17 protein-coding genes and 1 riboswitch are annotated in these 18,570 nt (G+C 56.4%); of the genes, 12 read left to right on the plus strand and 5 right to left on the minus strand.

The features are described 5' to 3' along the window. Nucleotides 1-2 precede the first annotated feature (2 nt). Nucleotides 3-548, minus strand: a complete 546-nt coding sequence (locus BLQ16_RS01845; RefSeq protein WP_091791056.1) for a ribonuclease M5 — start codon at nt 546-548, stop codon at nt 3-5. 324 nt (nt 549-872) lie between these two features. Between BLQ16_RS01845 and BLQ16_RS01850 the strand changes: the two genes are divergently transcribed. The 7 genes from BLQ16_RS01850 (at nt 873) to BLQ16_RS01880 (ending at nt 8,300) form a co-directional block, all read left to right on the plus strand. Next, nucleotides 873-2,198 (plus strand): dihydrolipoyl dehydrogenase family protein, encoded by a 1,326-nt coding sequence (locus BLQ16_RS01850; protein ID WP_091791057.1) that lies wholly within the window; start codon nt 873-875, stop codon nt 2,196-2,198. A gap of 3 nt (nt 2,199-2,201) precedes the next feature. Continuing rightward, a complete protein-coding gene (gene murB, locus BLQ16_RS01855; protein WP_207645060.1) occupies nt 2,202-3,113 on the plus strand; it encodes a UDP-N-acetylmuramate dehydrogenase in 912 nt (303 codons plus the stop codon). A 78-nt stretch (nt 3,114-3,191) separates the two neighbouring features. Further along, a riboswitch (SAM riboswitch) is annotated at nt 3,192-3,291 on the plus strand. An 89-nt stretch (nt 3,292-3,380) separates the two neighbouring features. After that, a complete protein-coding gene (locus tag BLQ16_RS01860; RefSeq protein ID WP_091791058.1) occupies nt 3,381-4,673 on the plus strand; it encodes an O-acetylhomoserine aminocarboxypropyltransferase/cysteine synthase family protein in 1,293 nt (430 codons plus the stop codon). Between the two features lie 29 nt (nt 4,674-4,702). Beyond that, nucleotides 4,703-5,650 carry a homoserine O-succinyltransferase gene (locus BLQ16_RS01865; RefSeq protein ID WP_091791059.1) on the plus strand — a complete coding sequence of 316 codons (948 nt, stop codon included), beginning with the start codon at nt 4,703-4,705 and terminating at the stop codon, nt 5,648-5,650. Nucleotides 5,651-5,656: 6 nt separating this feature from the next. Next, nucleotides 5,657-6,670, plus strand: a complete 1,014-nt coding sequence (locus BLQ16_RS01870; RefSeq protein WP_091791060.1) for a methionine ABC transporter ATP-binding protein — start codon at nt 5,657-5,659, stop codon at nt 6,668-6,670. 4 nt (nt 6,671-6,674) lie between these two features. Next, nucleotides 6,675-7,346, plus strand: a complete 672-nt coding sequence (locus BLQ16_RS01875; protein WP_091791061.1) for a methionine ABC transporter permease — start codon at nt 6,675-6,677, stop codon at nt 7,344-7,346. A gap of 60 nt (nt 7,347-7,406) precedes the next feature. Then, nucleotides 7,407-8,300 (plus strand): MetQ/NlpA family ABC transporter substrate-binding protein, encoded by an 894-nt coding sequence (locus BLQ16_RS01880; protein ID WP_091791062.1) that lies wholly within the window; start codon nt 7,407-7,409, stop codon nt 8,298-8,300. Nucleotides 8,301-8,386: 86 nt separating this feature from the next. Here BLQ16_RS01880 and BLQ16_RS01885 read toward each other — a convergent pair whose 3' ends face one another. After that, complete coding sequence (locus BLQ16_RS01885) at nt 8,387-9,001, minus strand: HD domain-containing protein (RefSeq protein WP_091791063.1); 615 nt, start codon at nt 8,999-9,001, stop codon at nt 8,387-8,389. 207 nt (nt 9,002-9,208) lie between these two features. On the opposite strand from BLQ16_RS01885, the gene BLQ16_RS01890 reads away from it, so the two are divergent. The 4 genes from BLQ16_RS01890 to BLQ16_RS01905 all read left to right on the plus strand — a co-directional run bounded on the left by BLQ16_RS01890 (nt 9,209) and on the right by BLQ16_RS01905 (nt 13,988). After that, nucleotides 9,209-11,236 carry a DUF5693 family protein gene (locus BLQ16_RS01890; protein WP_091791064.1) on the plus strand — a complete coding sequence of 676 codons (2,028 nt, stop codon included), beginning with the start codon at nt 9,209-9,211 and terminating at the stop codon, nt 11,234-11,236. Further along, nucleotides 11,233-12,309, plus strand: a complete 1,077-nt coding sequence (csaB, locus tag BLQ16_RS01895; RefSeq protein ID WP_091791065.1) for a polysaccharide pyruvyl transferase CsaB — start codon at nt 11,233-11,235, stop codon at nt 12,307-12,309. Before BLQ16_RS01890 ends, csaB begins: the two co-directional genes overlap by 4 nt. Nucleotides 12,310-12,372: 63 nt before the next feature. After that, nucleotides 12,373-13,434 (plus strand): glycosyltransferase family 4 protein, encoded by a 1,062-nt coding sequence (locus BLQ16_RS01900; protein WP_091791066.1) that lies wholly within the window; start codon nt 12,373-12,375, stop codon nt 13,432-13,434. Continuing rightward, the gene (locus BLQ16_RS01905; RefSeq protein WP_091791067.1) at nt 13,431-13,988 is read left to right on the plus strand and encodes an SH3 domain-containing protein; all 558 of its coding nucleotides are present in this window, start codon (nt 13,431-13,433) and stop codon (nt 13,986-13,988) included. Before BLQ16_RS01900 ends, BLQ16_RS01905 begins: the two co-directional genes overlap by 4 nt. Nucleotides 13,989-14,077: 89 nt before the next feature. Here BLQ16_RS01905 and BLQ16_RS01910 read toward each other — a convergent pair whose 3' ends face one another. The 3 genes from BLQ16_RS01910 to fusA all read right to left on the minus strand — a co-directional run bounded on the left by BLQ16_RS01910 (nt 14,078) and on the right by fusA (nt 17,616). Next, a complete protein-coding gene (locus BLQ16_RS01910) occupies nt 14,078-14,839 on the minus strand; it encodes a hypothetical protein (protein WP_091791068.1) in 762 nt (253 codons plus the stop codon). Continuing rightward, on the minus strand, nt 14,778-15,407 hold the full coding sequence (locus tag BLQ16_RS01915) for an RNA polymerase sigma factor (RefSeq protein WP_091791069.1): 630 nt from the start codon (nt 15,405-15,407) through the stop codon (nt 14,778-14,780). Before BLQ16_RS01915 ends, BLQ16_RS01910 begins: the two co-directional genes overlap by 62 nt. A 136-nt stretch (nt 15,408-15,543) precedes the next feature. Then, nucleotides 15,544-17,616, minus strand: coding sequence for an elongation factor G (gene fusA / locus BLQ16_RS01920; RefSeq protein WP_091791070.1), 2,073 nt, complete (start codon nt 17,614-17,616; stop codon nt 15,544-15,546). Between the two features lie 260 nt (nt 17,617-17,876). Between fusA and BLQ16_RS01925 the strand changes: the two genes are divergently transcribed. Beyond that, nucleotides 17,877-18,536 carry a peroxiredoxin gene (locus tag BLQ16_RS01925; protein WP_159427943.1) on the plus strand — a complete coding sequence of 220 codons (660 nt, stop codon included), beginning with the start codon at nt 17,877-17,879 and terminating at the stop codon, nt 18,534-18,536. The last annotated feature ends 34 nt before the right edge of the window (nt 18,537-18,570 follow it).

Consider the following 18,570-nt stretch of genomic DNA (forward strand, 5'->3'; position numbering starts at 1 on the left):
CCTTAGAGCGGTGTAGCGTCTAGCAGCTTTAGGGCTTGCCGGACCGGAAGGTCCAAGGCGTTCAAGTAGGCCGCCAGGTGTGGGGCCGAGGCCATGGGAATGCCTAAAGCGGTACAGAGGCGCCGGCGGCCTTGCTTACCGGCGGGTCCACCGCCTAAGCCGGAGGCGATTAGGGCGGCCAGGGTATCCGTCGGTGGGGCCTGGCGCCGGTGGCAACCGGCATCCGTCAAGGCGGCCCGAATGGCTTCCGGTGGGGCGAATTGGACGCCTAACCGGCCATGGGGGCCACGGCAGTCAGCGGCCGGCAGCTGGGCCTGTAGGGCCTGGGGAAACCGGGCGGTGATGTGGTCGCGCAAGCGGCGGCCCGGCCCGTCCGGGTCTGTTAAAATGACCAGCCCGCCGTGGGCAGCAAAGGGCGCCCAGAGGTCCAGGTCTTGATGGATGGCGGCTAAACCGCGCGTCTGTAAGATCAGTGCCGATACGGCGCGCCGTACAGCGGCACAGTCGTTGTTGCCTTCGACGATGACGGTTTCCTGTAAGTAGAGCATGGCATTCCTCCTGCCTTCAGTATAGCGGTTGTTGTCCGACGCTTCAACGCCGGTCAATAAAAAAAGACCCGGGAAGGGTCTTTAAGGCAGTTGGCAGATGAACTGTCGGCATAGTAGATGGATGACAGTGGTTCTTGCCATACTGCTACCTTATACAATAACTAAAAATGCGCAAAAAAGAAAGGGGAAAATGTGCTATTGGTCTATTGAATTCATCTATACCTAAATGCCCCTTGCCGGTAAGTCGCTTAGCGGTGCTTTTCTTGCCCCCTTGTGCGTGCTACAATAGGGCATAAGGAATGAAAAATTAAGGAGGGGACGGTTATGCATTACGATGCAGTTGTCATCGGCGGTGGCCCGGGGGGCTACGATTGCGCCCTGGCCTTGGCGGCCGGCGGACAAAGGGTGGCCTTGGTGGAAAAAGAGGCCCTGGGCGGGACCTGCTTACAGCGCGGCTGTGTGCCGACCAAAACGCTCTTGCATGAAGCGGCGAAAGGCCTTGCCGACAGCGGGGCCTTGCAGGCGCGAAAAGAAGCGGTGGTTGCCCAGCAGGAAGCGGGCCTTGCCGGCCTCTTGAAACGCGCGAAAGTGACGGTCTACCCAGCTACTGCTCGGATTGGTGGCGGCCCTTGCCTGCAAGTGTCCGATGGAACCGTGCTCACCGCTGATAATTTTATCATTGCCACCGGTTCAGTGCCCCAGGTGCCGCCCATCCCGGGTGTCAACCTGCCCGGTGTCGTCACCTCCGACGCCCTTTTAAGCATGGCCGGAGACCTGCCCGACCGGCTGCTTATCATTGGCGGCGGGGTCATCGGTGTTGAAATGGCGGCGCTCTACCATGCCCTGGGTACGGAGGTGACGGTCCTGGAAGCCCTGCCGTCCTTGTTGAATACCATGGATAAAGAAATTGGGCGGAGCCTGGGTGCTCAGTTTAAAAAAGAAGGCATCCGGTCGGTGACCGGTGCGCGCGTCAAGGCCATTGCCCAAGCCGGGAGCGGTTTGACGGTGACCTATGAGGCCAAGGGGCAAGAGGACAGGGTGGCGGCCGATTGTGTGTTGGTTGCGACCGGTCGCAAACCGGCCACGGAAGGCCTTTTTGCACCGGAGCTTCAGCCGGAGATGAACCGCGGTGCGCTTGTGGTCAACGACCGCTATGAAACGAGTCTGGCGACGGTTTACGCCATCGGCGATGTCATCGGCGGGACCCAGCTGGCGCACAAGGCGACGGCAGACGGCAGGGCCCTAGCGGCCATCTTGCTTGGCCAGGCGCCGGAGCCGCCGGCGGCCATTCCTGCCTGTGTCTACACGCAGCCGGAAATTGCCACGGTGGGGCTGGATGAAAGCGCCGCCAAGGCCGCCGGCTTTGAACCGGTGGTTGGCAAGGCGGTGATGGGCGGCAACGCCAAAACCGTTATCGACGAGCTGCCGCGCAGCTTTATGAAGCTGGTCTTTGATGCGGCCAGCGGCCGCCTGCTCGGCGCCCAGCTCTATTGTGGTCGGGCCAGTGATTTAATTGCCGCCTGCGCCTTTGCCTTGCAGGGCAAGTTGACCGCTGCACAAATGGCCGCCACGGTCTTGCCCCATCCGACTTACAGCGAAGCCCTGACCGAGGCCGCCTTGGCCGCCCTGACCAGTTTGAAAGGACGATGAAAAGTGTCTTTAACCCACCAGCAGCCCATCCCATTGCCCGCCGATCAATGGCGGGCGGAAGAGCCCTTGGCCAAGCACACCACATTTCAAATCGGTGGGCCGGCCGATTTGATGGCCTGGCCCGCCAATGCTGAAGAAGTGGCCAGCTTATTGGCCTGGGCAAAGGCGGAAGCCTGGCCGGTCTTTATCTTAGGCCTGGGGTCTAACCTCTTGGTCAGCGACCGTGGCATGGCAGGGCTGGTCATCAACATGAGCCGGATGACCGACCTCAGCTGGCCGGAGCCGGATTTATGTTACGCCGCCTGCGGCCTGCCCCTGGCGGATGTGAGCCGGGCTGCCCAGGCCCAGGGGATGAGCGGCCTGGAATTTGCCTGTGGCATTCCCGGCAGCTTAGGCGGCGCCGTGTTTATGAACGCCGGTGCCTATGATGGCGAAATGAAAGACGTCATTGAATGGGTTGACGTGATGGACGCCGACGGCCACATTTCCCGCTTGGACAATCATGAGATGGCCTTTGCCTATCGGCACAGCCGGCTAAAAGACGCGCCCCTCTACTGCTTGGGCGCTGCGATGCGGCTGACACCGGCCAATCCGGACGCCATCGCCCGACGGATGGCCGAGCTGACCGATAAAAGAGAACAGCGCCAGCCCCTCGATATGCCCTCCGCCGGCAGCGTTTTTAAGCGGCCACCCGGCCATTTTGCCGGCCCGCTCATCATCGAAAGCGGCCTGCAAGGGTATAGGGTCGGCGGTGCCCAGGTGTCCATGAAACACGCCGGCTTTATTGTGAACGTTGGCGGCGCAACGGCCCAGGACGTCTTGTCCCTGATTGCCCATGTGCAGGCCGTTGTCGCCGAGAAGACCGGCATCCACCTGGAAACGGAAGTACGCCCGGTGGGGCGGCCCATGGCCTGAAAATAAAAAAAATAAAATTGCCCCTTTACAGGGCATTTCATATCTGCTATAATCCGTGTCAATCTCACTTGTTGAGAGCATTTATCAAGAGCGGTGGAGGGAACGGCCCTGTGAAACCCGGCAACAGCCTTCGGGCAATGTGCTAAATCCGTCAGACATGTCGTCTGGGAGATAAGTGGACAGAAAAAGTACAGGACCATTTCACCTCCCAGGGTGAAGTGGTCTTTTTTCTATCGACGAATCCGCCCAATCGTAAAGGAGGAACTTATGACAAATGAAGAATTGCGCCACCTGGCGCCGGAAACACGTTGCGTTCAAGCCGGTTACCTGCCCGGCAACCACGATGCGCGGATCATGCCGATTATTCAATCGACAACCTACAAGTTTGATACGGCGGAAGACCTAGGGGACGCCTTTGACTTGAAGATCCCCAACCCGATGTACACCCGGCTGGGCAACCCGTCCCTGTCCTGGGTGGAAGAAAAAGTGGCAGTCCTGGAAGGTGGGGTGGCGGCCCTGTCCACGTCAAGCGGGCAGGCGGCCAACTTCTTTGCCGTGGTCAACATTGCCAAAGCCGGCGACCATGTGCTGGCCATGAGCAACCTCTACGGGGGGACCCACACCCTCTTCGGGAGCCAGCTGCGCAAGTTCGGCATTGACGTGGAGTTTGTCGATCCGAACTTGTCCTTGGAGGAATTGAAAACGCACTTGCGTCCGGAAACACGCTGTGTTTTTTCCGAAATGATCGGGAACCCGGCCTTGGACGTGCTGGACCTGGAAAAGGTTGTCGCCTTGGCCAAGGCCGGCGATGTTCCCCTCATCGTGGACAATACCTTCCCCTCTCCGGTCCTGTGCAACCCGATTGAATGGGGGGCCAATATCGTCACCCACAGCGCCACCAAGTACTTGGATGGACACGCCACCTCGGTAGGCGGCTTCATCGTAGACGGCGGCAACTTCAATTGGAATAATGGAAAATATCCGGAACTCACCGAACCGGATGTGGACTACCACGGCATTGTCTACACCGACCAGTTCGGTGCGGCCGCCTATGTGGCCAAGGCCCGCGCCGGTCTCTTGCGGGACTTCGGCTCAACCATGAGCCCCTTCAATGCCTTCCTCATCAACCTGGGCATTGAAACCCTGCATTTGAGAATGCAGCGGCACAGTGAAAATGCCCTGGCCGTGGCGGAGCATCTGGCCCAGCACCCGGATGTGGCATGGGTCAACTATCCCGGCCTGCCGTCCAATCCGAACTATGAGAAGGCGCAGAAGTACTTGCCCAAGGGCCAGTCCGGCGTTGTTTCTTTCGGCCCGAAAGGCGGCATTGACCGGGCCCGGAAGGTCATCAACCAGCTTGGCCTGGCCACCCTAGTGACCCATGTGGGCGACTTGCGCAGCCATGTCATCCATCCGGCGTCCACCACCCATCGGCAACTGGATGAAGCCGCCTTAAAAGCCGCCGGCGTTGCCCCGGATTTGATCCGGTTCAATGTGGGCATTGAGGCCCTTGAGGACATCATCGCCGACGTTAATCAGGCCCTTGCCCAAACCCGTTAATATCGTTATTGTAAGAAGGAGATGCGGTTGTGCCGGTTATTATCCCTCAATCGCTTCCCGCTGCGGAAGCCCTTGCTGAAGAATATATCCAAGTCATGCATGAGTCCCGGGCCTTGCGCCAGGACATTCGTCCCTTGCGCATTGCCTTTTTAAACCTCATGCCGCTCAAGATTGTGACCGAAACCCAGTTTTTGCGTCTGATCGGGAATACGCCTTTACAGGTGGATGTGGACTTGCTCATGGTGTCCAACCATAAAAGCAAAAATACGCCTGAGAAGCATTTGTTTAAATTTTACAAGCGGTTCGAGGAGGTCCAGGACAAACGCTACGATGGCTTAATCATTACCGGAGCGCCGGTGGAAATGCTGCCCTTTGAAGAGGTCGGCTACTGGCAGGAATTGACCCGGATCTTTGACTGGGCGAATACGAATGTCTACTCCACGGTCTTCATCTGCTGGGCGGCTCAAGCGGCCCTGTATTATAATTACGGCATTCCCAAGGTGCTGCTGCCGGAGAAATTATTCGGCGTCTACCGCCACCGGTTGATCCGCAATCGGGATATTACCCGGGGCTTTGACGATGAATTTCATGCGCCCCATTCCCGGCATACCACCAACCGGCCGGCAGACATTGTCGGCGAACGGGATTTAAAGGTCCTGGCCCAGTCCGATGAAGCCGGCGTCTTGCTGACCTCTACGGTGGACCAGCGTCAATACTACATCGCCGGTCATCTGGAGTACGACCCCTTGACCTTAAAAGGTGAATACGACCGCGACCTGGCCAAGGGCTTGGACAATGTCCCCCTGCCCCATCATTACTTCCCGGCGGATGACCCGAACCTGGCGCCTGTCGTGACCTGGCGCAGCCATGCCAACCTGCTTTTTTCCAATTGGCTCAACCACATAGTTTACGCGCATACGCCGTATGACTTATCGCGCTTGCGCCCGCGTCACAGTCTCAAGTCTGAAAAGGAGTGATTTTCTTTGGAGCAACCGGCAGCCGATGAGCTGATTCGCCTGTATGATTTATCGAAAACCTTTCGCGTGAAAGGCAACACCATCACAGCCCTGGAAAACATCAATTTAAGCATTGCCCCCGGCGAGATTTTTGGGATTATCGGCATGAGTGGTGCCGGAAAATCAACGCTGGTGCGGTGCATGAATTTTCTCGAACGGCCCAGCGCCGGCGGCGTTATCTTTGACGGCCAGGATTTGGGAACCCTGTCTGCCCGTCGCTTGCGTGAAGTCCGCCGGCAAATGGGCATGATCTTCCAGCAGTTTAACTTGCTGATGCAGCGGACGGCCTTGCAAAATGTCTGCTTTCCCTTGGAAATTGCCGGCACCAGCGGCGAAGAAGCCAAGCGCCGAGGCCTGGAACTCTTGGAAATTGTCGGCCTGAGTGAACGGGTCCATGCCTATCCGGCCCAGCTCTCCGGCGGTCAAAAACAGCGGGTAGCCATCGCCCGTGCCCTGGCCTCCGACCCCAAGGTGCTCTTGTGCGATGAAGCCACCTCCGCCTTGGACCCGCAGACCACCGATTCCATTTTGGCCTTGTTGAAAGACCTGTCCAAGCGGATGGGGCTGACCGTTATCGTCATTACCCATGAGATGCGGGTGATTGAAGAAATCTGCACCCGGGTGGCTGTCATTGCAGACCACCATATTGCCGAGGTAGGCACGGTGAAGGAGGTCTTTACCCAACCCAAGACAGAAGCGGCGCGGCGCCTGGTCTATCGTGAAGAGGGCGACCCGATCAACTTCAAAGACACGGAAGGGACCCAGCTGCGGATCACCTTTGAAGGCGGCGATGCCTTTGAACCCATCTTGGCCGAACTCATCCTGGAAACGCGGGAGCCGGTGAACATCCTGCACGCAGATACGCGGGTCATTGATGATTGTGTCTACGGTCAAATGGTCATCCAATTGCCGCCGACATCCGACGTTTACCGGGTGCGGCGTTACCTGCAAGCACAAGGCGTTTCGGTAGAGGAGGTGTAGCGCCATGTTTGATGCCCAATATATTCAAATGCTCTGGGACAACACCGTCATTACCATCGGCGTTACCCTGGCAACAACGCTTATATCCTACGTCATTGGCATCCCCCTGGGTGTTTTCTTGATCACCAGCGCCAAAGATGGGATTCACCCCATGCCGGCCGTCAACTGGCTGGTTGGTGGCGTGGTCAACGTCTTGCGGTCTGTGCCCTTTTTAATTCTCTTCATAGCCATCACCCCCCTGACCCGGGCAGTGGTGCAAACCACCATCGGCCCCAAGGCGATGACCTTCGGCTTGGTCGTCAGCGCCGCCCCCTTTGTGGCGCGGCTGGTGGAACAGAGCCTTCTAGAAGTGGACGGCGGCGTCATTGAAGCAGCCCAATCCATGGGCGCCAGCAATGGTCAAATCGTTCGCAAGGTGCTCCTGGTGGAAGCGGTTCCGTCCTTGGTCACCGGGTCCCTGGTAGCGGCCACCACCATCCTGGGCTATTCAGCCATGGCCGGCTTTGTCGGCGGCGGCGGCTTGGGGGATGTGGCCATCAAGTACGGCTATTACCGCTATGAAAACGTGACCATGATCATTACCGTGGTTATCCTGGTGCTGCTGGTGCAAATCATTCAAAGCGTCGGCATGCGGATCGTCAAGAAAAGTGATAAACGCAGCAAGGACGCTGCGTAACAACCCGTTGGAACGGGTATAGAATAGGAAAATGTTGTGCAAATCAAGGAGGAAAAAAACATGTCATTTAAGAAAACCTTTGTAACCCTGTTGGCAGCCCTTGTGGCCGTCGGTGCCTTGACCGCTTGCGGCGGTCAGCAACCGGCAAGCAGCGAGGCCAATTCCGCCCCGGCAGCTTCCGGGGATGATAAGGTCATCACCATCGGCGCCAGCCCGGCCCCCCATCAAGAAATTCTCAACGCCCTGGCAGCAGACTTTGAAAAAGAAGGCTACACCCTGAAAGTCAAAGAATTCACCGACTACGTGCTGCCCAACAAGGCCCTCAACGACGGTGAAATCGATGCCAACTTCTTCCAACACAAGCCCTTCCTGGATAATTTCAACAAAGAAAACAAAACCGATTTGAAAACGGTCGCCTTTATCCATTATGAACCGATGGCTATCTTCCCCGGCAAAACCAATAGCCTGGACGCCTTGAAAGACGGCGATAAAATTGCCGTTCCGAACGATACCTCCAATGAAGCCCGCGCCCTGCTCCTGCTTCAGGATAATGGCCTGATCAAGCTCAAAGAGGGCAGCGACTTGAACGCCACCGTACGCGACATTGAAGACAACCCGAAAAAACTGGAAATCGTTGAAATGGAAGCCGCACAAATCCCCCGGGCCTTGCCGGACGTGGCCCTGGCCGTCATCAACGGCAACTTCGCCATCGCTTCCGATATTAACTTTGACAGCAACCTGGCCGTTGAAGACCCGAACTCCCTGGCTGCTAAAGCCTATGCGAACATCATCGCCGTTCGTGCAGACGATGTGGACAGCCCGAAAACCAAGGCCCTGGTCAAAGTCCTGACCTCCGATGCCGCCAAGAAAGTCATCACAGACAAATACAAGGGCACCGTTATCCCGGTGAACAACGATGACGTTGAAGCCTATTTTGCAGATAAAGACAAATAATCCTTTGCTGAACCAAAAAATCCTCCCTTGCCATGAAAATGGCGCGGGAGGATTTTTTATCGCTGAGAAAGATGCCGGGTGGCGGTCTATTGGCCGCCTGTTGCCAGTCGGCGGAGGTCAGCCCGGACAATGCGACGCGCCTTGTCGATGTAATTCAAGGCAGCCTCTGTGCGCAAATAGCGCGGGTCCAGCGCAGCATCGCCAAAGCGGAGCCGGTCTAAGGCATCGGCGTCTTTTAAAAGCCGCCAGACGGTCAGGTAGTCCTTTTCATCGGGCAAGTGGTGAAAGTGGTTGATGGCCAGCGCATCATTCCGGTCGTGCAAGGCAATGGCTGCATAGACCGGGCCGCTGAAGGGGTGGTCGTGGGCCAGGGCGTATTGACGGTAATAGCGGGCGGCCCGCAAGCCGTGCCCCACATCGTAGCCATCGTCTTGCCGGCGGCTATCGTGAAAAACAGCAGAGAGGGCTGCATCATAGACCAGGCCTTCCGTCACCTGCTCAGCTGTCCCAATTACCAGTGTAAATAAGAGAACCCGGGCACAATGCCGGTAGGTGTGGTGCAGGCTGCCGGTCCAACTGAAGTGAACCTCCCGGCACAAAAAATGATAAAATCGGTTGAAGAGGGGCACCGCCGGTTGAGGCAGCTCAGCGGCCAACCGGCTGGCCGGGTCAAGGGATGGATTTTCAACAACAAGGCTCATAAACACCAGGCTCCTTCCATAGAAGTGGTTTGCTAACATCAGGATAACTTAAAATAAGGGTCATTAAAAGAGCAAGGGGCCATCCCACGAAACTTTTACAAGCAGCATACTTTATATAAATTTTTAAAGCTGGCCTTCCTGTATTTCGTCGGCTGGGTAAGTATGCTACAATATGGTGGATATTTGATGTGAAAATTGGAGGCATATATGGCTGAGAAAAAATGGATTCAATGGGCTGAGCGCGGGGCGATTGTCTTGATTGTGCTGGCGCTGCTTTTATCTGTTGGGGTGGCGGTCAAGCGCCTGTCTGTGGAAGGGCAGGATAAGGCTGTCAACCTGCTGGTCAATGAGACGGATGTGCGGACCCTGGCCGGCGGCAACCAAAAGAGCGATGCGGAGATGCTGGCTTTATTGAAGCAGCACGGGGTCAGCCAGATCCTGTTTAAGGAAGAATCTTTAGGCGGGTTGGCAGATGAAGGTAAGATTGGCATCTTTCAAGGACAGAATGTCTTGAATGTGCGCGACGCCTCGCGGTTGCCGGCCTTTAAGCCGGACGATGCGGTACGGTATATCGTTATTTATGATGAGACCTGGCGCGATCAAATCAAGCGGGAAATCATGGCCAAGGTCCATGGGGCGACGCTTATGGCGGGTAAGGACGGTCAGTATGACGTGATTGCGGTGCCCTCCATGATTACGCAAAATCCTCAGGAAGAGGAAATGGCGGCGGATGCGGTGGACACCATCGGCGTGGGCTACGATTATGACCTGATGCAGCAGGTGGCCGATCAGGATATGGGCGTGGCGGTGCAGGTTCGCACCTGGCGCGGTAATGATGACAAGGCCTATCGGCAGTTGAAGGAAGATTTGGCGGCAGTGCCGAACTTGGCCCTGGTCTTGATGAACGATAAGGTGGTTCCCGGCTTTCCTGAGCATATGGACAGCCTGCATGCGGTCCTGACCAATGACAAGGGGCATCCGACGGTTCCCCTGGGCATTGTGGAATTTTCCAAGCAAGCCGGTCTGAACCGACTGGGCATTATGCTGGATAAGGATGTGGTGCGGGTGCACACCATTTCCAATGCGGAAATGAGCGAGTTCCAGGGCGATACAGAGGAAGAACGGCTGCAAGGGGAGGCGCAGGCGATTGACCGCTGGAATTTAGCGGTGCGCGAACGGAATATGCGGGGTCTTCTGGTGCGGTTTTTTGAAATTGCCGAGCCGGGCTATGCCTTGAAGATGAATTTGAATTACCTGGATAAGATTTGCGAGAATTTAACGGCGGATGGCTTTAAAATCGCTGCCCCCTATAAGGGACTGGCGCCGGTGGAGACCCCCTTGTGGCAGCAAGGGCTTATCGGCTTGGGCATTGTCGGCGGGGTCTTTTTGCTCCTGCGGCGCCTGAGGCTTGAAAAGCTGGCCTTGGCGGCGGCCCTGCTTTTGGCCCTTGGCTGGGTCGGCGCCTTGGCCCTTATGCCGGTGCTGGCGCTCAAGGGCATGGCCTTTATCAGTGTGGTGACCTTCCCGACCCTTTCGGCGCTGATTTTTATGCCCTATGCGACAGACCGGTTCGGTAAGGCGGTGGGCCGGCTCCTGCTTTTATGCGGCTGCAGCTTTATCGGCGCAGTCCTGACGGTTGGCCTCCTGTCCAGCCAGCTCTTTATGCTGAAGTTGGATCAATTTTCCGGGGTTAAGCTGGCGCATGTGATTCCCCTTCTGGTAGTGCCGGCGGTGCTCTTTATCTGGGATCAGGAGGACCCGCGCGAGACGGTCAAGGCCCTTTGCCAAAAGCTGGTGGACTACCGTTACCTGGCCTTGTTCGGACTGGCGGCGGTGGCGCTGGCGATTTACGTCAGCCGCACCGGCAACGATTCAGCGGCCATCAGCGATACGGAAATGGGCTTTCGCCAATGGCTGACGGATGTTTTGTCCGTGCGGCCGCGGTCGAAAGAATTTTTAATCGGCTATCCCTTTACCCTGGCCTGGTTTTTGCTGGCCCGCAAGCGGGCCTCCTTTTGGCTGATGAGCCTACCGCTGGTGATTGGTCAGGTATCCTTGGTCAATACTTACGCCCACATTCATACGCCGCTGGCGATCAGCCTATGGCGCAGTGGCAACGGGCTCTTAGTGGGGATTCTTTTATCGGCTGTTTTATGGGGCGGTTTTCTGCTGTGCCGGCGCCTTTGGCAAAAGTATGGGGATAAACCGCCACGGATGAAAGGAGGGCAGGCATGATGCGGGTCACTTTAAGCGGCTATTACGGCTTTAACAACGCAGGCGACGATGCGGTTTGTGAATCGGTCATTGCCGCCTTGCGCCAAGAAATGCCGGAAGTGGACATTACCCTTTTGTCCAACGAACCCCAGGCCAGCCGCAGCCAGTTTGGGGTTGATGCGGTTAACCGCTGGCAGGTGCGGGCGGCGGTGAAGGCCTTGTGGCAGAGCGACTTGCTGATTTCAGGCGGCGGCAGCCTCTTGCAGGATGTGACCAGCAAGCGGGGCTTTTGGTATTATTTGGCGGTCATCCTCTTGGCCCGCCTGATGCGGGTGCCGGTTTTGGTATACGGCCAGGGCGTCGGGCCCTTGACCGATGGGCTTAACCGTCGGCTGACAGCGGCGGTGCTGAACCGCACGCAAACGGTGACGGTGCGGGACATGGGCAGCCGGGACCTGTTAAAAGACATCGGCGTCCGGCAGCCTGTCCTGCTGACCGCCGATCCGGTCCTGGGCTTTGCGCCAGAGGGCGGTCGACCGGCGCGGACGCTTTTGGCCCAGGCCGGTATTTACGGCGACCGGCCGCTGATTATTTGCGCGCCGCGGCCCTGGCAGGAGGTGGACCGGGTGAAGGCCTTTGCCGGTGGCTTGGACGCCTTGGTGCAGAAGGGCTATGCGGTGGCGCTTTTGCCGATGCAGCCGGAAGAAGACTTGCCCCTTTGCCAGGCGGTTGTCGGCCATATGACAGAGCGGGCCCATCTCTTGACCGACCGCTACACCCTGGCAGAGCTCTTTGACATGTTGGCAGCGGCAGACCTGGTCATCGCCATGCGCCTGCATGCCTTAATCATCGGGGCAGCGGCAAACTGTGCCCTCTTGGCCCTGCCCTATGACCCGAAGGTCAGCGCTTTTATGGCGCGGACGAAGGCCGGTCTGGTCCTCCCCCTGACAGACTTAACTGCGGAAGAACTGTCGGCCAATGCACAGGCGGCCCTGGTTTTGGGGGCCTGCCCGGAAGAACGGCTGGGTATTTTACGGAACCTGGCCCGGCTGCCGGCGGTTTTGGCAAAAAAGATGATAAATCCGCGCAGATAGGTTGAAATAGCAGAAAAATACCTTTACAATGCCTATAGAGATTATGATAATGGAAGTGTTGCAATGATATCAGACAGCCTTTTGATCAATATCCTTTGGGTGACGGTGGGCGCTTTTTTATTGACGGCCTTTTTAGTGCCTTTGGTAAAACTTTTGGCCTTCCGCATCGGGGCTGTGGACAAACCGAACCAGCGCAAGGTGCACACCAAGGTGATGCCGCGTATGGGCGGCTTGGCCATCTATGCGGCCTACTGGGTTGCCACTTTTTTGGCGCTGCCGGCAGACCGGCCCCTGGTGGGTGCATTTTTAGGGGCGACCCTCCTGGTCTTTGTGGGCATTGTCGATGATATGACGGATATGCCTGCCAAACTCAAACTTTTAGGGCAGATTATCGCGGCCGGCATCGCTTGTGCCGGTGGCGTGCGGATTGAATTTGTGACCGGTTTCATCGGCGCAGACCTGCTCAACCTGGCCTGGCTGTCGGTGCCGGTTTCCATTATTTGGATGGTGGCCATTATCAACGCCATCAACCTGATTGACGGCCTGGACGGCTTGGCGGCCGGGGTATCCTGTATTGCCGCCGTCAGCATGGCCATTGTCGCCTTGCAGAATCAGGATGTCCATATGGCCCTCATGGCCGTCGGCCTGGCGGGGGCAGCCCTGGGATTTCTGCTGTATAATTTCCACCCGGCTTCTATTTTTATGGGCGATACGGGCAGCATGTTTTTAGGCTACATGCTGGCGGTGATTTCCATTCACAGCGCCTCAAAGGGGCTCACCGTGGTTTCCGTTTTTATCCCTATCTTAATTTTAGGGGTGCCGATTTTCGACACGCTGTTCGCCATCATCCGCCGCAGCTTGGCGGGCCAACCGATTTTTGAAGCGGACAAGGCGCACTTGCACCATTGCCTGCTGCGGATGGGGCTTTCCCACCGCAATACGGTTTTGCTGATTTACGCCATCAGCGCCGGTCTTTCTCTGGCGGCTTTGGTGGTCAACTCATTGACAACGGCCAAAGGCTTTTTGGTCTTTGTGCTGGTTCTTCTACTGGTGCTCTACGGCGCACATCGCCTGGGCATCTTGGGGAAGGCTAATCAAATCAACCAAAAGGAGCAAAAAAAATGAAAGTGAAAAACATCCTAATTGCCTTAGCCATTGCCATTGTCATCGGACTGGCACTGGGGAGTATCATCGCTTATACCAGCGGTGCCTTGTTCGGACCGAAAGACCCCCTCGTCACAACGTCCTCGTCTGATGTGGATACCTCTTTGGTGGACGCTTCCGAACTTGAAAACAAACAGAAAAAAGAAGCGCGGGCCAAAGCGGAAAAAGCGATTGCCGATGCTAAAAAGCAGGACAATAAAACGGAACAATCCAAATCCAGCAAGAAAAACAGCTCTAACGAAGGCCAAGCAGAGCAACAGGCCCAGCAGGGTACGACTCAGGCTGCCGCACCGCAGCAAAATCAGCAGCAGCAAGCCTCTGGCGGCAGCGCCACCATCAATGTTCAAGGCGCCGATTTGAACATGCGGGCCGCAGCTGATCCGTCGGCCACCATCGTCGGCAGTGTCAGCAACGGCACCCAGGTCAACGTCTTGGAACGTGCCAACGGCATGGTTCACATTCAAACCGGTGACGGCCGTCAGGCATGGGTTGCCGAAGGCTATGTCAACGGCTAAGGCCGGATGAAAAAGGCCCAGCCTCTGCTGTAAAATGACCAATAAAAATATCCTTACCCGAGGGGGTAAGGATATTTTTTTATGGGCGCTTATCCGCTGATAAGGGTCAGGAGGTCTTGGCTCCCTAGGCCGTCTTCAGCCAGCAACTGGTATTCAATGCCGTCTTCTTGCCAGATGACGGTGGCGTTCTTGGATTCGGAAATTTTGTCGCCGCCGAAGGCGATGTTTAACCGGCCGGCTTTTTCCAGGGCCAGGTCTTCTTCGGTTTTTTCATAATCCGGCGGGACGACGCGCTGGGTGTAGTCCAACAGTTGATAAGTGATGCCGTTTTGGGTCACGGCGGTATCTTTTTCAGGGTCAAGGGTCAGGGGATTGACGGCCGGGCTGGCAAAGAAGCTGATCTTTTGCCCGGTCTTATCTGCATAAGTGGCCATTAGCTCTTTGGCGGTCAGCTCAGCCTTGCCGTCCTTCCCTTGATAGGTCGTATCGCCAATATTGGCCTCTTGGAAGCTGAAGGGGCCGAATGCTTTCGGAAGCTGGGGGACAAAGCCCAGGTCTTCTTTTAAGGTATCCGCATCAGGCATGCTGTGGTAATCGGCGAAGATGGTGCTTTCAGTCAAAATTCCCCCCTCGCCGAAGACGCCGGTGGCGTATAGGCTTCCCATGGAGAGGCAGAAGACTGCGGCGGCAGCGATGCAGCTGATCAGCCGGCGGCGGCTTTTGGATTGGCGAGCCTTTTCCTGGGCTGGCAAGGCCTGGGTGAACCGGTTGGCAAAATCAGCCGGCGGGTTATGCCTTGAAGCCGTCATTTGAAACAGGTTGGACAGGTCCGTGTCTTTGTAGGTGTTCATGATGGTCCTCCTTTTGAGCTTGAGCTGTCGACGGATGGCTGGCCTTGCCATCGGTTAAGAGCAGGGCCCGTAATTTTTTCCGGGCGTGAAAGAGCCGGGACTTGACGGTGGCCTCCGGGGCCCCGGTCATGCTGGCAATCTCTTTGACGCTGAAGCCGGCGTAGTAATAGAGGGTACAGGCATCGCGCTGGAGGTCGGGCAATTCTCGGAGGGCTGCCTGCAAGCGGTCGGCATCGGTCGCTGAGGGACTGCCGGGTGGTGGGCTGATGAGGGGGTCCAGGTTGTCCTGGGGAAGTTCAGCCCGGTGCTTGTTGACGTAATCCAGGGCGGTGCGCCGTAAAATCCGGTAAAACCAGCTGCGAAAGGCGGCTGGCTTGCGCAGTTGCGGCAATTTTTGCCAGCAGATGATAAAGGCCTCCTGCAAAATATCTTCCGCCCCATCGCCCGCCCATAGCCAGGCGGCCCGGTAGCCTTCCGTTTGAAAATAGCGCACCAGGTCGGTAAAGGCCTCTTGGTCACCTGCTTGTGCCGGTTTGACCCATTGGATCCATTGGTTTGAAGGTGTCATCAAAAGCCTCCTTTCTGAAAGGGTCTTCACTTATAAGAGGGAAAAAAGAGGCCAAAGGTTTAAAAGAGAGACCTGAACAGACAAAAACGCCGCCAAACCACAGGGGGATTTGGCGGCGTCAAGGTGTTGGGCGCCTTTATTCGGTTTTGCCTTTGGCGGCCTGGGCGGTTTCGATGATTTTTTCAGCAATAGACCCGGGCACTTCTTCATAGCGGATAAAATTCATGGTAAAGGTGCCCCGGCCGCGGGTCATGGCCCGCAGGTCAATCAGGTAGTCGAACATTTCAGCCTGGGGTGCTTCGGCAATGAGCAGCTGGGTGCCGTCGGCCTCCTGGTCCATGCCCAAGATGCGTCCCCGCCGCTTGCTCATATCGCCCATGACGTCACCGAGGTTTTCTTCCGGAATAGATACTTCCACCTTGCAGATGGGTTCCAAAAGGACCGGCTGGGCTTCGGCCGTCCCCTTGCGGAAGGCCAATTGGGCGGCCAGCTTAAAGGCCATTTCGTTGGAGTCCACATCGTGGTAAGACCCATCGTAGAGGGTGGCCTTGACCCCGGTCATGGGGTAGCCGGCCAAGGGGCCGTGGGTCATGGCCTCTTTCAAGCCCTTTTCAACGGCCGGGAAGAAGTTGCGCGGTACGGCGCCGCCGAAAATCTCTTCGGCAAAGACAAATTCTTCATCGGTCGGTTCAAAACGAACCCAGACGTCGCCGTATTGACCGGCGCCGCCGGATTGCTTCTTATGCTTGCCCTGGACTTCCGATTTGGTGCGGATGGTTTCTTTATAAGGAATGATGAAGGGCACGCGGTTGACCTTGACGCCGAAAGAATCTTCCAGGCGCTCAATGACCACGTCCAGCTGGGTATCGCCTAAGCCGCCGATGGTGAGCTGTTTGGTTTCGGTATCGCGGCGGACATTAAAGCTGGGGAATTCTTCATACAGGCGTTGCAGGCCCTGGGCCAGCTTGTCTTCGTCGTTCTTAGAGGCTGCTTCAATGGCGTAGTAAATGACCGGTGTCGGGAATTCGACCCGTTTGTACAAGACCGGGTGGGCCTTATCGCAGAGGGTGTCACCCGTTTCCGTCACCTGCAGCTTGGTGACGCAGCCGATGTCCCCGGCCTGAATTTCCGCCACCTCAATTTGCGTTTTCCCGCGCAAGACGGAAACGCTGCCGAATTTTTCCGCCTGATCTTTAGAGGCGTTGTAAAGGGCGCTTTCCTTGGAAATTTTGCCGGAGAGGACTTTGAACAAGGAAATCTTGCCCAGGAAGGGGTCAATCATTGTTTTAAAGACCACGGCGGAGAAGGGTTCATTGGCATCCACCGCGCGTTTTTCGCCGCTTTCATAGCGGAAGCCGATATTGGCCCGGTCATCATCAGGGGAGGGCATGTAGTTGACAATCATATTCAAAAGGATGTCAATGCCGATGCCCTTTTCCGCTGAGCCGACCAAGAGGGGCACAGCGTCCCCTTCCAAGAGGGCGGCGGTGACCCCGCGCAGGAGGTCTTCGCGGGTGAACTTTTCACCGGCAAAGTATTTTTCCATGAGGACTTCATCGCTCTCGGCAACCACTTCGGCGATTTCTTCATACATCCGCTCGGTGGCCTTGACCTGGTCGTGGGTCAAGTCTGCCTCCAGGGGCGTCCCGTCGGTGTACTTAAAGCCCTTTTGGAAGATAACGTCGGTTACGCCGACGAAGCTTTCCCCTTCGCCGATGGGAACGGAAAAGGGAATGACCTTTTTACCGAAAGCCTCTTCCAGCTCTTCCATCAATTTTCTGAAGCTGACGTTTTCCTCATCAATTTTATTGACAAAAATCAGGCGCGGCAGGCCGATTTTTTCACAGTATTTCCACATCCGCTCGGTGCCCGCCTGGACCCCGGAGGTGGCGTCAATGACCATTAAAGCGCTTTCTGCTGCGCGCAGGGCGCTGTAGGCTTCGCCGACGAAATCCATGTGCCCCGGTGTGTCGATGATGTTGATTTTCAGGTCCCGCCATTCGATGGGGATGACAGAGACGCCAATGGAAGAACCGCGCTCCATTTCCTGCTTTGAAAAGTCGGAGAGGGTATTTTTATCGGCGGTTAAACCGATTTTTTTGGTGGCGCCGGATTGGAACAACATAGATTCGGTAAGGTTCGTTTTACCGCTGCCGGAGTGACCGATGAGCGCAAGGTTGCGCACTTTCTTTGTTGGATAGACGTTCATGTTATTCTTCCTTTCCATGGGTATTGGATATGGGTCCGCAATGACCACCGCAGGTCTGCGGTGTCCAAGCGAATGCTGTTATATAAATAGTACATTAGATGAAAAGATTTAGAAAGTCTTTTTTTGCACAAATGGGTTATTTTGCTGATTTTTCACAAAATAAGCCGCAACTTTTATGGCAAGGCCGTGCTTTAATGTTTGACAGTTTGCAGCCGATTTTCTACAATACAGCTACAAGCACTCGTGAAAGGAGGATGCGTATGCCAACCCAAATACCCATGATCGGTGAGCAGGCACCGGCCTTTAGCGCAGAGACGACGCGCGGGACCCTGCAATTTCCGTCAGACTATGAGGGGCAGTGGGTGATTTTGTTTTCTCACCCGGGCGATTTTACGCCGGTGTGCAGCACCGAGCTGATGGCTTTAGCCCGGATTTACGATCAATTTGAAGCGCTGGACTGTGAACTGGTGGGGCTTTCAGTGGACTCCCTGTCGGCGCATATGGCCTGGTTGCGCACCATGGAGCAAATGCGTTGGCTGAACGGCGAAGCCGGCCAAGCGATTCCCTTTCCGGTAATCGCCGATATTCGCCGCGAAGTGGCCGACGCTTATGGGATGATCCACGCCGATAATGCGGGCGTGACCGTTCGGGCAACCTTTGTCATTGATCCCCAAGGGGTCATCCGGGCCATTCAATATTATCCGGAAACAACTGGTCGAAATATGAGCGAACTCCTGCGCTTGCTGCAGGCCTTAAAACGGGTGGATGCCCATGGCGTTAAAACCCCTGCCGATTGGCAGGTGGGCGATGATGTGATCATGGCACCGCCGGAAAATTGCTCTGCAGATGAGATGACCGCAGATAAGGGGCATAAAAGCCTGGCCTGGTTCTTAAATTTTACCGGAGATGCGGAAGCCTAAAGCCCCTTAGTGGGCTTTTTTTCTTGGCAGCCGG

Origin of the sequence: Peptococcus niger (assembly GCF_900101835.1) — a bacterium.
Classification (GTDB): domain Bacteria; phylum Bacillota; class Peptococcia; order Peptococcales; family Peptococcaceae; genus Peptococcus; species Peptococcus niger.

What these genes read in the sequence shown, in the direction of transcription:
- BLQ16_RS01845 (WP_091791056.1), bottom strand. Translation starts at nt 548, where the DNA reads ATGCTCTACTTACAGGAAACCGTCATCGTCGAAGGCAACAACGACTGT.
- BLQ16_RS01850 (WP_091791057.1), top strand. Translation starts at nt 873, where the DNA reads ATGCATTACGATGCAGTTGTCATCGGCGGTGGCCCGGGGGGCTACGAT.
- BLQ16_RS01860 (WP_091791058.1), top strand. Translation starts at nt 3,381, where the DNA reads ATGACAAATGAAGAATTGCGCCACCTGGCGCCGGAAACACGTTGCGTT.
- BLQ16_RS01875 (WP_091791061.1), top strand. Translation starts at nt 6,675, where the DNA reads ATGTTTGATGCCCAATATATTCAAATGCTCTGGGACAACACCGTCATT.
- BLQ16_RS01880 (WP_091791062.1), top strand. Translation starts at nt 7,407, where the DNA reads ATGTCATTTAAGAAAACCTTTGTAACCCTGTTGGCAGCCCTTGTGGCC.
- BLQ16_RS01885 (WP_091791063.1), bottom strand. Translation starts at nt 9,001, where the DNA reads ATGAGCCTTGTTGTTGAAAATCCATCCCTTGACCCGGCCAGCCGGTTG.
- BLQ16_RS01890 (WP_091791064.1), top strand. Translation starts at nt 9,209, where the DNA reads ATGGCTGAGAAAAAATGGATTCAATGGGCTGAGCGCGGGGCGATTGTC.
- csaB (WP_091791065.1), top strand. Translation starts at nt 11,233, where the DNA reads ATGATGCGGGTCACTTTAAGCGGCTATTACGGCTTTAACAACGCAGGC.
- BLQ16_RS01900 (WP_091791066.1), top strand. Translation starts at nt 12,373, where the DNA reads ATGATATCAGACAGCCTTTTGATCAATATCCTTTGGGTGACGGTGGGC.
- BLQ16_RS01905 (WP_091791067.1), top strand. Translation starts at nt 13,431, where the DNA reads ATGAAAGTGAAAAACATCCTAATTGCCTTAGCCATTGCCATTGTCATC.
- BLQ16_RS01910 (WP_091791068.1), bottom strand. Translation starts at nt 14,839, where the DNA reads ATGAACACCTACAAAGACACGGACCTGTCCAACCTGTTTCAAATGACG.
- BLQ16_RS01915 (WP_091791069.1), bottom strand. Translation starts at nt 15,407, where the DNA reads ATGACACCTTCAAACCAATGGATCCAATGGGTCAAACCGGCACAAGCA.
- fusA (WP_091791070.1), bottom strand. Translation starts at nt 17,616, where the DNA reads ATGAACGTCTATCCAACAAAGAAAGTGCGCAACCTTGCGCTCATCGGT.
- BLQ16_RS01925 (WP_159427943.1), top strand. Translation starts at nt 17,877, where the DNA reads ATGCCAACCCAAATACCCATGATCGGTGAGCAGGCACCGGCCTTTAGC.